The following is a 12,883-nucleotide window of genomic DNA, read 5'->3' as shown; positions in this document are numbered from 1 at the left end:
CTAGGTGGCTAGATGGCGGGAACCGGCGTGGAGTGCCGCGCCTCAGACGGCGGCGCGCGCATCCCAGACCGGTGCCTGTGCCGCATCGATTTCGGCAATCGCCGCATCCTTGCCCTTGACCAGTGCGCGGCGCTGGTAAGACCGGATGAAGGCGCGCAACTCGGGGTCGGGGAGCTGCTCCTTGCCCTGAAGGGCGGCACGCACATATCCCCACCACGAGGCAAGCCCGCCGGTGACATAGGGGGGGTGCGCCATGCGGAAAATGCAGCTTGCGGTGAAGAACCAGAAGCTCGACCCCATGAAATACTGGCCATAGCCGTGGCGCATCCGTCCCGTATAGACCGACTTCTGCGACGACCCCATCGGGCGCAGATGCTCGAAAGACAGCGCCTCGTCGTCAAAGGCGCGGGCCTGCCAGCCAAGCTGGCGGGATTTGTGGCAATCGATCGCATCCCACATCACTTCGCGCACGAAGCCGCCGATCTCGCGGAAACATTGCACACGGTAGAATTTGGTCATGCCGACCGACATTTCCGAGCCGCATTTCTCCGAGACCTTGGCCCCGTTCCACATGAACCACGGCTTGCCCGAGCACGACCCTAGACGCGGATTGGCCTCCATCTTGTCCATCAGGATCGCGAAATATCCGCTGGGCATTTCCAGATCGAGGTCGAATTTGCAGATATAGTCGAATGCGCCCATATCGATCTGGTCAAGGCCGAAATAGAAGGCTTCGATCACGCCCGGACCCACAGCGCGCGCGCCGCGATTGGGTTTGGGAACCACGCGGATCCAGTCATGCCGAGCGGCATATTCGGCAAGGATCTGCGGGGTGTCATCTGTCGAACCGTCATCGACGATCAGCCAGAGGGCGGGGTGTTCGGTTTGCGCGACAACACTGTCCAGCGTGCGGCGCATATATTGCGCCTCGTCACGGCAGGGGGTGATCAGTGCATAGCGACGACCTGAGTGGGGCATGAAAGGTTCCGTGCTGAAATTGAAGCGGCTTTGGTGCAGTTTGACCCTTTGGCGCGCCCATGACAAGAGACCTCACACGATTGTCGCTGCGTCGCGGCACAACCTTGACGATTATCCGCTTACATGCTTGTCAACTGCGCAGCAAAAGGCCAAAACAGGGTTAAATTTATTCCTTATCGTGGATATTCAATGACCCGTCGCTATCTTTTCTGGAGCCCGGACATCACAAAAGCTGCAGGCGGGGTCGCGGTGATCTATGATCTGGTGGCGCTGTTGCGACGCAATGGGCTGGATTGCGCGCTGTTGCATAACAGCCCGTCCGGCTGCTATCCCGACCATCCGCAGGATCTACCCAAATTCTGGACCGGCGCATTCGACCGTATCTATGGCCGTTACCAGCCGCGCCGCAGCCGTCTGGGATATTATCTCAAGACGCGCCGCCGGGTGCGCCTTGCCGGCCCCAATCCGCGTTACGTGGCGCGGCCGGAGGATGTGATCGTGATGCCAGAGCTCTTTCTGGCCGAGGCGCTGGAGGCGTTCCCCGGCCAGACACTGTGCATTCTGGTGCAGAACCCGTTCCTGCTGATGGAAAGCTATCAGCGCGCGGTCGAGCGCGGCCTTGATCCGGCGCGCTCGGTGCGGGCCTATCTGAGCACCTCCGAGGTCTGCCATACCCATCTCGACCTGATCGAGGCCGAGACGGTGCTGAAATTTCCGGTCAGCATGAAGCCCGAAGAGATCGGTTTCGTGCCGATGCCCGACAAGGAGCGGCTGATCACCTATATGCCGCGCAAGCGTCCCGAAGAGGCGCGCCAGATCGTCGAGATGCTGGAAAAACGCGGCAAGCTACAGGGCTACCGGCTGGAAGCGATTGATGGCATCCCGCGCGCACAGGTGATCGACAAGTTGCGCAAAAGCCGCTTTTTCATCTCGCTCATGCGGCGCGAAAGCCTTGGCTTTCCGGCGGCGGAAGCGATGGCTGCGGGGGCGGTGGCCATTGGCTATGACGGGCTGGGGGCTGCGGAATATTTCGACCGGAGCACCGGCTTCCCGATCCCCGAAGGCGATTTCGCGGGCATGGTGCTGACGGTCGAGCAACAAATTGCCGCTTTCGAGGAGAACCCGAAGGTTTTCGATGTGCTTTGCGCCCGCGCCTGTGCCAGAATCCACGAGCGGTATTCGCAAACCTATTTCGAAACCAATGCCCTGCGTGTGTGGCGCGAACTCGACGCAATCCTGTAGCCCGCGCGCCATCTCTCCCTAAATTCCTTCTGAAAACCGTTTTCAGGATCTCCCATGCCCCTTCCTTCCTGCCTGTCCAAAGCTCTCAAATCCGCGCGGTTCACCGCGAAATGGCTGCGTTCGGAGCTGCCTTATGCGCCGGGGCTTGAACTTTACGCCCGCCATATCGACCGCCATAACCGCCATCTGACCGCGCAGATGATGTTCAATGCCCCCGAGGCGACACCGGCATATTACGCCCCCTATCGCGGACGGGCGATCCCGAAGATCATCTGGATGTATTGGGCACAGGGGATCGAGGCCGCCCCCCCCGTCGTGCAGCGCTGCATTGCCCAGTGGCGGGCAATGAACCCGGGCTGGGATCTGCGCGTGCTGACGCGTGAGACGGTCGGCGAATGGGTCGATTTGTCCGATATCGATGACAGCCTCGCGTTCCGTCTGCATGCCAATGCGCTCCGGCTGCGCCTGCTGGCCCGCTATGGCGGGCTTTGGGCCGATGTGACCACCTATTGCCACCGCCCGCTGGATGAATGGATGCCGCTTCTGGGCGGGCAGACCGGCTTTTTCACCTTTGGTGGCCCCTATCATGACCGCTGGGTGGATAACTGGTTTATCGCCGCCCATCCCGAAAACCCGCTGATCCAGCGCTGGTGTGCCGATTACGATGCCTATGTGACCCGCCTGCGCCATACGCCGCGCAAGTATTTCATGATGATCTACACCTTCCAATGGGCGATGATCCGCAATGCGAAGCTGCGCCATGCATTTCGTGCCGCCGGAAGCCTGCCCGCCGTGCCCGCCTATTATCTGATGGCCGCGCTGGAGGGGAATGCGACGCTCGATCCCTTCCTTGCCGCGCAGGAATGTGGCTTTCCGGTCAGCAAGCTCAGTCACCGCTCCAGCCTTGACCCGCAGGGGCTGGTCGACCGGCTGGAGGCACTTCTTGCCGAGGCACAGCCCGTGCTGGCCGCCCCACGATCCGCCCTTCCGGCGCAATAGCCCGTGCGGCGCGCCTGTCGTTCCCGCCGCTCTTAGGGGCTGCTCCTAAGCGCCGTTCCGAGGGACGGCACGGTTTGCCCGCGCGGCTTGCCGAAACCACAAAGGGCGGCCCCTCACGGGACCGCCCTTTTCTGGTGGTGCAGGGGGGCGTGCCCCCCTATCCCAAAGCCTATTTGGCGGCGGCCTTGGGGGCCGGAGCCTCTTCGGGGCTTTCGGCATAGCCTGCGCCCGCGCCGATGGCGATCTGCAAGGTCGCCCATTCCTGTGCCGCGCTATTGGCCGCCGAGGCTGCCGAGATCCGTGCCGATGCTTCGGAACGGTCGGTATCCAGCAGGTCAAGCAGGGTCATGCCGCCATTGCGATAGGTGGTGCGCCCCAGTTCCAGAGCTTTGGAATAGGATTGCGCCGCGCGGTTAAGCTGTGCGGCCTGCGCGCGGTACTGACGCAGGTTGGACTGCGCAACCTGCACATCTTCCACCGCCGAGGTGATGGCCGAGCGATAGTCGATCTCGGCCTGTTTGGCGGCGGAGACCTGCGCATCGCGGGCGGCGCGCAGGGACCCCTGATTGAAGATGGCCTGGGTGATGGTGGGGCCGAAGCTCCAGCTGGTGGATTTGCTGGTGCCCGACACGGTGCCCGAGAGGCTGAGCGAGGGGTAAAGGGCTGCCGTATCCACGCCGACGGTGGCCACTTCCTGATGCAGCACCGCTTCGTAATAGCGGATATCGGGACGGTTGCGCAGCAGGTCCGCCGGAACGCCGGTGGCGCTGTCGGTCGGAATCCGCAACGGGGCGGCCCCTTTTTCCATCCGGTCCATCAACGGGCCTGCGGGCACGTTCAGCAAGGTCGCGATGGCAAAAACCTTGGCGCGGAATTGCGCAAGGTAGTTGGGCAGATCGGCCTTGGCCGATTCCAGCGCGGCTTCGGCTTCGGCCTGTTCCAGCGTGGTCGCGGCACCGGCATTCACCTCCTGCTGGGTAATGTTGAACGTATCCTGACGGGTCGCGATGGTTTTGCGCGTCAGCTCCAGCGCCTGCTGGTAATAGCGCGCATCGGCATAATCGGCGACCAGCTCGGCCAGCCATGCCAGACGCTCGGTGCCGACATTGGCCTGGCTGGCTGCCAGATTGGCCTTGGCCGCCTCGCGTTCGCGGCGCAATCCGCCAAACAGGTCGAGCACGAAATCCGCATCCAGCGTGCCGGTGGCATTGTCCCAGCCGGACCCGCCCCCTTTGGTGACGCCCGAGCGGGTCTTGGACCCGCTGGCCGACCCGCTGAGCGCCTCGTTCACGCCGGTCTGGCGAAGCTGGGCGCGTGCCTGACGGATGCGCTCTTGCGCCTGCAGGATGTCGAGGCTCTGTTTCATCCCCGTTTCGACCAGCTCGTTGAGCAGCGGGTCACGATAATCGCGCCACCATGCACGATAGGCCACCTGCGCCAGCGGGCTGGTGTCCCCGCCCACGAATTGGGTGGTGACAGGCACGGCGGGCGTTTTGTAATCCGGCCCGACCGCACATCCCGCGAGAACCATTAGCGGAACCAGTTTCATAAAGCGCATCATGCATTCTCCTTGCGGCCTGCGCCGGATTTTCTGTCAACAAGACGACGGACCGCCACATACAATACCGGAACCATCAGGATACCGAAGACAGCCGAGAAGAGGATCCCGCCCAACATGCCGATCCCGATGGAGTTCTGCGCATTTGCACCTGTGCCGCTGGCAATGGCAAGGGGCAGAACCCCCAGCCCGAAGGCAAAGGTGGTCATCAGGATCGGGCGCAGACGCATCCGCGCGGCCGTTTTCACCGCCTCGAACAGGCCCAGCCCCTCGGCGCGGAGTGTCTCGGCGAATTCCACGATCAGGATGGCATTACGCGCCGCCAGACCGATGGTCGTCAGCATCCCGACCTTGAAGTAGACGTCATTCGACTGCCCGAAGACCAGAGCCGCGATCAGCGCCCCGAGCAGGCCGATCGGCACGGCCAGCATCACCGCGAAGGGCACCGACCAGCTTTCATAGAGCGCCGCCAGCGCAAGGAAGACGACCACTGCCGAAAGCGTATACAGGATCGGTTCCTGATTGCCCGAGAGCTGTTCCTGATAGGACAGGCCGACCCAGGCGCTCTGGTAATTGCCATCCATGCTATCGACGATTTTCTCCATTTCGGCCATCGCATCCCCGGACGAGACGCCCGATGCCGGAGAACCCTGCAATTCGATCGCGTTGACGCCGCCATAACGGGCGATCTTGGTATAGGTCTGCCCCCAGCTTTGCGACGAGAAGGCCGACATCGGAACCATTTCGTCATCGCTGTTACGCATATACCATTTCTTGATATCGCCCGGCTGCATCCGGTATGCCTGATCGCCCATCACCCGCACGTCGCGCAGTTTGCCGTTCAGCGTGAAGTCGTTGACATAGCTGCCCGCGAAGATGGTCGAGAGGTTGGAGTTGATATCCGAGATCGTCAGCCCCATCGACTGCGCCTTGGCCGCATCCAGATTGATCGCAAGCTGCGTTTTGGAATTGGCCTCATAGCCGCGGATGGCGGTTGCCTTGCCCGATTCCTGCGCTTTCTGGGCCACCTTGGCGGCCGTCTCGCGCAGCTTGTCGAGCCCTTCGTTGCCTTGGTCGATCAGATACATCTCGAACCCGTCAGACGAGCCCATCCCGTGGATCGGCGGCGGTTGCAGGAAGAAGACCTGCCCGTAACGCCCCGAGCCGAAGAACATATTGGCTTTCATCGCGATGGAGGCTGCCGTGATGCCCTTGCGGTCTTCCAGATCCGACAGCTTGACGAACATCATCGCATTGTTCTGGCCGGACCCCGAGAAGCCGAAGCCGATCGCCGCAAACACGCTTTTGGTCGCGTCGGGGTAGTTCTGCTTCATGAAGTCGGTGATGGCCGTAACGCTTTGCTGGGTCTGCGCCCGCGTCGCGTTCTGCGGCAGCGAGATCGACGCCATCAGCACACCCTGATCCTCGGTCGGTACGAAGCTCGAGGGCAGGCGGGAATAGACGCCATAAATGCCCACGCCAACCGCCACCACCACGACCAGCATCCGGAACGGACGGCGGATCAGGCGGATGACCGTGCCGGTATAGCCGGAATTGACGCGGTCCATGCCTTTGTTGAACTTGCGCGCGGGCCAGATCTTGGGCTTGTCATGCGAGGGTTTCAGCAGGCTTGCACACATGGCCGGCGTCAGGATCAGGGCCACCAGCAACGACAGCACCATTGCCGAAATGATGGTCACCGAGAACTGCCGGTAGATCACACCGGTCGAGCCGGACATGAAGGCCATCGGCAGGAATACCGAAGACAGCACCACCACGATCCCCACCAGCGCGGTCGAGATTTCCTTCATGGATTTCTCGGTCGCCTCGACAGGGCCCAGCTTTTCTTCTTCCATCACCCGTTCGACGTTTTCCACCACAACGATGGCGTCATCCACCAATAGCCCGATGGCCAGCACAAGGGCGAACATCGTCAATGTGTTGATCGACATCCCCGTGGCGGCAAGCACGGCGAATGTGCCCAGCAGAACCACCGGCACCGCGATACAGGGGATAATGGTCGCCCGCCAGCTTTGCAGAAAGACCATGATCACCACGAAGACCAGCACGATGGCCTCGAAGAGGGTGTGATAGATCTGGTGGATGGATTCCTGAATGAACGGGGTCGTGTCATAGGGATAGACCAGCGTCACGCCTTCGGGCAGTGACTTGGCCAGCTTGTCAAGCGCGGTATGGACGCGCTCGGAGGTCTCGACGGCATTGGCACCGTTTTGCAGGTTGACGCCGAAACCGGTGGCGTTCTTGCCGTTATACTGGCCCAGCACCGAGTAATCGTCATCGGCCAGCTCGACCGTAGCGACATCGCCCAGATAGACCGAAGAGCCGTCATCATTGGTTTTCAGCAGGATCTTGCGGAAATCATCCACCGTCGAAAGCTGGCTTTGGGCCTTCAGCGAGATGGTGACTTCCTGCCCGTTCTTGCTTGGCAGATCGCCCAGCGACCCGACCGTGACATTGGTGTTCTGTTCCGAAACGGCATCGGTGACATCCGAAGGGGTCAGCGAGTATTTGTAAAGCTTTGCCGGATCGAGCCAGATGCGCATGGCATATTCCGACCCGAAGACCTGAATCGAGCCGACGCCTTCCAGACGCTGGACGGTATCTTCCATCTGGTTCGAGAAGAGATCCCCCAACTCGACATTGCTGCGCTTGTTATCGTCGGAGACAAGCGCGCCCACCAGCAGGATCGAACTGGTGGAGCGGGTGACCGAGACCCCCGTCTGGGTCACGGCTGTAGGCAGGGAACTCTCGACCAGCTGTAACTTGTTCTGCACCTGCACCTGCGCCATATCGGCGTCGGTGCTGGAGTTGAAGACAAGCGAGATCTGCGAACTGCCCTGCGAGGAGTTCGAGGTCATGTAAAGCAGACCATCCAGCCCCGTCATGCCGTCCTCAATGACGGATGTCACCGAATTGGCCACGATCTGGGCGGAGGCTCCGGTATAGGTGGCCTGAATCCGCACCGTGGTCGGCGAGACTTCGGGATATTGCGAAATCGCAAGCGAGTTCAGCCCGAAGACACCCGCGATCATCAGGACAATCGCAAGCACCCAAGCAAAGACGGGCCGGTGAATGAAGAACTGTGCCATCGGATCAGTCCGCCGTTGCTGCGCTCTCGGCGCTGTCCTGAGAGGCGGCGTCGGTGGCGACATCCTGCGTGGTGCCGTCGTCGGCAATCTTCACCTGCACGGCCTTCACTGTGGCACCGTCCTGCAGGGTTTTCTGCCCGTCCACGATCACTTTCACCCCGTCCTCAAGGCCGGAGGTCACGATCCACGCGGTATCGGTGCTGCCTTCGGTCGGCACGCTGACCTGTTTGGCCTTGCCGTCCGCATCGACCACGAAGAAGCTCAGATTGCCATTGGTATCATGCTCGCCTGCGCGCTGGGGCACCAGAAAGGCCTTGAGCGAGCCGAGCTGCACATTCCCGCGTAGGAACATGCCCGGCAGGATGATATGGTCGGGATTGTCGAAGCGGAAGCGCACCGTGACCGAACCGGTGGTGGTGGACACCGTCGGAGACGGGGTGACCAGCTCGCCAGTCGCTTTATAGGTCTCGCCGTTTTCAAGCACCAGATTGGCCTGCAACTTGTCGGAAAGCTGCAATTCGCCGTTCTTGACCTTGGAGCGGAGCGACAGGATATCGGCGGCAGGTTCCAGCAATTCGACATCGATCGGATCAAGCGTCGTGACCGTGGTCAGGGCGGTGTCCTGCCCCGAGGTCACAAGGTCGCCGGTCGAGACATCGGCCACATCCACCACCCCGTCAATCGGCGAACGGATCGTGGTCCAACCAAGCTCGATCTTGGCATATTTCAGCGCCGCTTGCGCCGATTGCAGCGTCGCTTTTGCCGATGCCAGATCCGAGCGGGCGGTTTCCACATCGGCTGCGGTATAGCCCGACCCCTCAAGCTTGGCGGCACGGTCATAGGCGGCCTGTTTGACAGGCAGATCGGCTTCGGCTTCGGCCACTGTCGCCTCATCCGCCTCGACCGTGGCCTGATAGCTGGCATCGTCCAGCTGGAACAGCGGATCGCCGGTTTTCACCTCTGCCCCGGGTTTATAGAGCTTTTGCATGATCACCCCGTCCACGCGCGGACGGATATCGGCCTGTTCAAAGGCCACGGCGCGGCCCGGAAGCTCGATGGTCTGCGGAACGTCGCTTGGATGCAGCACGACATACCCGACTTCGGCATTCGGCTGTTGGTAGGCCTGTGCAAAGGCGATCCCTGTGGTGCCCAGCCCCATCGCCGGTGCAAGGAAGGCCGCCACCAGAGGCATGCGTAATTTTGTGTTCATCATATCCGCTCGTTTCTATCGTTCCGCTGTCACTCGCTCTTGACGATGGCCTGGCGACGAAGTCTATGGTCAATTCTTGCAGAGTGTGCAAAATTTGCCGAAAGTGTAAATATCTGGCGCGATAACGAGCGCTTGATTTTTGAAAATATTTCGGCCCGATGCACGTAAAAACAGCAAGGGTCAGGTGTTCTGATACGCGGCCAGGGCTTCCTATAAAGCGGGATGTGCCGACTTGCTCAGGGGAGAGGCATGAGTGATTTGAGATCGCGCCGTAAGGCGGAAATGGCGCAGGTGATTCAGCAGGCGACGATCGATCTCTCGCGGGATTACGGCTTTGACGCCATTACGACCGAAATGATCAGCCAGCAGGCGGGAATCAGTGCGCGGACGTTTTTCAACTACTACGCCAACAAGGAAGCCGCGCTTTTCGGGCAGGTTCCGTTTCTGACGGACGAGATCTGCCGCACACTTGTTCCGGGCAGCGGGTTTTTGGCGGACGATCTCTACCAGCTTTTGCGGGCCATGATGATGCGGGCGGTGCCGCGCAAGGCCGAACTGGCGATCATCGTCCCTGCCTTGCAGACGCAGCCGAAGGTGCTGAAGGTCTATATGGCCGAGCGGGCTGCCATGAGCGAGAGGCTGGCCCAGATGCTGGAGGACCGCCTGCCCGAATCCACCCAGCTTTTCCGCGCGGTGCTTGCGGAGATGCTGATGAGCGCCTCTTGGAACGGGATCATGGCGTGGCTGGAAAACAGGGTCACATCCGACATGGCCCTGGAACAGGGCTGGCGCGCCATCTGTGAAATCGCCCAGCTGTTTGTCGGCCCCGAGGCCCCGGGTCCGTCCTCCCCCTGACGCGCCCCTCGGGGCTGTTCTTCGGGTCAAAGGGGGTGCGGGCCGTGGAGACCATGCCGGCCCATGCCAGAGGTCGGGGCGGCAGGTCGGGCTGTCCGGTGCCCGACCCAAGATGCAACCGGTCCTAGAACCTGTTTGCGGGGATCTTGAAATAGCGATGCCCGTCGGCTTCCGGCTCGGGCAGGCGACCGCCACGCAGATTGACCTGAAGGGCATGCAGCATCTGCTTGGGCAGGCTCAGCGTGGCATCCCGTTTTTCACGCAATGCGATATATTCCGCACGGCTGCGTCCGCCGCCAATATGGATATTCTCGGCTTTCTGCTGCGCCACGGTGCTTTCCCATGCCGGTTCCTCGCGGGTTTTGGTGCCGTAATCATGGCCCACAAAGATCCGCGTCTCGTCGGGCAGGGCAAGGATGGCCTGCAGGCTGTCCCATAGCTCTGCCGCCGAACCGCCGGGAAAATCCGCGCGCGAGGTGCCTGCATCGGGCTGCATGAACGTGTCATGCACGAAAGCCGCATCACCGATCACATAGGTGATCGAGCCAAGCGTGTGGCCGGGCGAGAGCATCACCTTGACCGGCAGCCGGCCCAGCGTGAATTCCTCGCCATCGGCCAGAAGCCTGTCATACAGCGTGGCAGGGTCCAGCGTCTGGGGCGGGAGGTGATAGATTTCGGTCCAGATTTTCGCGATATCGGTGCATTTCTCGCCGATCCAATGCGGGCAACCGGTGCGTTCGGCCAGCAGGCGGCCTGCGGTGAGGTGGTCGGCATGGGGGTGCGTGTCAAGGATCAGCTTCAGATCGGCCTCATGGTCCCTGACCAGCGCCAGCGCATGATCCGCCGATTCTGTGCCGCTGCGCGCGGCGGTGACATCGAATTCCTGCACCACATCAATCAGGGCGCTGGCACGGGTGTCAGGGTCGATCACCAGATACTGGCACGATCCTGAAACCGGTTCGTAAAATCCGACCACGACCGGCGAGCCGGACCCACGGGAGGGGCTGATTTTGGTAAGCATGACAGATCTCCTTTCCAGCCGGATCACAACGCGGTCCAGCTTTTCCATAACATATAGGCCGCGACGACAAAAATCAGGCCCGCAAAGACGGTGGTCAGGGTGCCTTTGCCCGAAAGTTTCCGCGCAAGGCCCGTGCCGGCGATCCCGCCCAGAAACCCGCCTGCGATGAAGGTCGCGGCGATTCCCCATGCCACCAGCCCCGAAAACGCGTAATTTAGCGCGGTGGTCAGGCCGAAAGCGGTCACGGCCACAAGGCTTGTGCCCACGGCATTGAGGGTGGGCATTCTGGTCGAGGCCATTAGCCCGGGCACGATCAGAAACCCGCCTCCAATCCCGAACACCCCTGAAAAGGCCCCCGTTCCAAAGCCGAAACCGGCGACTTTGCCTGCATTCTCGCGGCCGCATTGCGCCCCCGGAATGCCCTCGGCATGGCGGTTTTTCAGCATCAACACTCCCACGACCACCATGACCAGCGCGAACAGGAACAGCAGGTGCTGGCCGTTGATGGCCTTGCCCAGCGTCGATCCGCCGAAAGCCCCGATGATCCCCGCACCGGCATAGATCGCCCCGCAGCGCCATTTGACGGTATGGGCGCGGGCATGCAGCGCCAGATTGCTGGCGGCATTCACGGCCACCGCAAGCGCCGAGGTGCCGATGGCGACATGCGGGCTGGCCACCCCCACCACATAGACCATCAACGGCACGGCCAGAATGGAGCCGCCGCCGCCCACGAGGCCTAACGTCAGCCCGACCAGCCCGCCCGAAAGCGCGCCAAGAGAGTAGTGCAGGGTATCATACATCGGGTCGGTCCTTTATTCGGGTAGGCAGATCTGGCCACGCAGCGCGAGGCGGAGGGTGTTCCACAGCAGGAGGATCACGGTCAGGCTCAGCAGGGCCAGACCCGCATGGCCCAAGCTCTGGTGGAAGACCGATCCCGTCATGGCCGCAAAGCGGAAACTCGCCGTGGTCAGCGCCGCCAGCGGGAAAGACAGCGCCCAGAACGAGATCGAGAAGGGCAGGCGCAGCAGGCCCGGCAGTTGGAACAGCACGAGCGCCGCGAAGAGATAGGCGACATTCAGCAAGATCCGCGCCAGCGCATCGGGGTTGGGGCCGGTCAGCAGCAGCCATGACAGGAAGGCCATCGCGGGCGGCGCGATCAGGATCACCAATGTGGGGCGCAGCTTGCCCGGCAAGGGCGCATGGAAAATCAGCCGGTTGATGACCAAGGTGGTGAGGATGATCCAGAAGGTCAGCCCTGCGGCAAAGAAATACCAGCTGGCTTCGATATGGCCCAGCGGCACCCCTGCCAGCGGCACCACCAGATTGCCCACCGCCGGAATGAACCACGCCGGTGACAGGCTTTCGGGACCGAAGGGACGCGCCGAGATCCAAGCCGAGATGATCACCAGCGTCAGGCCGAATTGCGCCGCAGCCCCCAGCATCCACAGGATATTGGCCAGGCTCGGGGCATATTCCAGCACCAGACGCGCCAATAGCAGGCCCGAAATGGCGATGGCCGGAAAGAATGCCAGCCGCACGGGGTGGTTCCATTCGGCTTTCAACGCCTGTGGCTGGCGCAGGGCCTTGGCCACAAACAGCGTGGCCAGAAGCCCGAAGACAGCGCAGGCCAGCCCGAAGACCATATGCGATGCCATCATCGCTCCGGCCGAACGCAGCGCCAGCGCATAGCCCATAAGCCCCATCGTCATGCCGAACAGGCTGACCGGAAAATGTGCCAGCCAGCCGGAGCTTTCGGGGGGGAGTGCGGCGGGGCCCGCCGACGGGGTCTGCGCGGCCCCCAGCGAGGAGGCGGGGGAGGGGGCTGCAAACCGGACAGGATGATCAGGGCGCATGGAAGGGCTCCTTGGGCGCGGCGCACGCGGCGGGGTCGTGAGGGTGGCTCGGGGTCC

10 protein-coding genes are annotated in these 12,883 nt (G+C 62.0%); 3 read left to right on the top strand and 7 right to left on the bottom strand.

Annotation, left to right across the window (positions count from 1 at the left end; translation table 11 throughout):
• Positions 1 to 42 precede the first annotated feature (42 nt).
• Positions 43 to 978, bottom strand: coding sequence for a glycosyltransferase family A protein (locus RPE78_RS17265; protein WP_330629328.1), 936 nt, complete (start codon positions 976 to 978; stop codon positions 43 to 45).
• A gap of 189 nt (positions 979 to 1,167) precedes the next feature.
• Here RPE78_RS17265 and RPE78_RS17260 point away from each other — a divergent pair, with 189 nt between their 5' ends.
• A complete protein-coding gene (locus tag RPE78_RS17260) occupies positions 1,168 to 2,220 on the top strand; it encodes a hypothetical protein (RefSeq protein ID WP_330629327.1) in 1,053 nt (350 codons plus the stop codon).
• Between the two features lie 54 nt (positions 2,221 to 2,274).
• Entirely contained in the window at positions 2,275 to 3,219 is a 945-nt protein-coding gene (locus tag RPE78_RS17255) for a capsular polysaccharide synthesis protein (RefSeq protein WP_330629326.1), read from the top strand.
• 169 nt (positions 3,220 to 3,388) lie between these two features.
• Here the strand turns inward: RPE78_RS17255 and RPE78_RS17250 are convergent, their stop codons facing one another.
• From RPE78_RS17250 to RPE78_RS17240, 3 genes are read right to left on the bottom strand one after another with little or no spacing between them, the layout of a single operon-like run.
• Positions 3,389 to 4,780, bottom strand: a complete 1,392-nt coding sequence (locus RPE78_RS17250; protein WP_330629325.1) for an efflux transporter outer membrane subunit — start codon at positions 4,778 to 4,780, stop codon at positions 3,389 to 3,391.
• On the bottom strand, positions 4,777 to 7,887 hold the full coding sequence (locus tag RPE78_RS17245) for a multidrug efflux RND transporter permease subunit (protein ID WP_330629324.1): 3,111 nt from the start codon (positions 7,885 to 7,887) through the stop codon (positions 4,777 to 4,779). The genes RPE78_RS17250 and RPE78_RS17245 overlap by 4 nt, the downstream gene beginning before the upstream one ends.
• Positions 7,888 to 7,891: 4 nt before the next feature.
• The gene (locus RPE78_RS17240; RefSeq protein WP_330629323.1) at positions 7,892 to 9,100 is read right to left on the bottom strand and encodes an efflux RND transporter periplasmic adaptor subunit; all 1,209 of its coding nucleotides are present in this window, start codon (positions 9,098 to 9,100) and stop codon (positions 7,892 to 7,894) included.
• A 246-nt stretch (positions 9,101 to 9,346) separates the two neighbouring features.
• Between RPE78_RS17240 and RPE78_RS17235 the strand changes: the two genes are divergently transcribed.
• Complete coding sequence (locus RPE78_RS17235; protein ID WP_330629322.1) at positions 9,347 to 9,952, top strand: TetR/AcrR family transcriptional regulator; 606 nt, start codon at positions 9,347 to 9,349, stop codon at positions 9,950 to 9,952.
• 124 nt (positions 9,953 to 10,076) lie between these two features.
• On the opposite strand, the gene RPE78_RS17230 is transcribed toward RPE78_RS17235, so the two are convergent.
• From RPE78_RS17230 to RPE78_RS17220, 3 genes are read right to left on the bottom strand one after another with little or no spacing between them, the layout of a single operon-like run.
• Complete coding sequence (locus RPE78_RS17230) at positions 10,077 to 10,973, bottom strand: MBL fold metallo-hydrolase (RefSeq protein ID WP_330629321.1); 897 nt, start codon at positions 10,971 to 10,973, stop codon at positions 10,077 to 10,079.
• Between the two features lie 23 nt (positions 10,974 to 10,996).
• Positions 10,997 to 11,773: a sulfite exporter TauE/SafE family protein gene (locus tag RPE78_RS17225; protein WP_330629320.1), complete on the bottom strand. Its 777-nt coding sequence runs from the start codon at positions 11,771 to 11,773 to the stop codon at positions 10,997 to 10,999.
• 12 nt (positions 11,774 to 11,785) lie between these two features.
• The gene (locus RPE78_RS17220; RefSeq protein ID WP_330629319.1) at positions 11,786 to 12,826 is read right to left on the bottom strand and encodes an SLAC1 anion channel family protein; all 1,041 of its coding nucleotides are present in this window, start codon (positions 12,824 to 12,826) and stop codon (positions 11,786 to 11,788) included.
• Between the last annotated feature and the right edge of the window lie 57 nt (positions 12,827 to 12,883).

The sequence above is a fragment of the Thioclava litoralis genome (assembly GCF_045278885.1).
In the GTDB taxonomy this organism is placed as follows: Bacteria; Pseudomonadota; Alphaproteobacteria; order Rhodobacterales; family Rhodobacteraceae; genus Thioclava; species Thioclava litoralis.
This window is presented reverse-complemented; position numbering and strand designations above follow the sequence as displayed.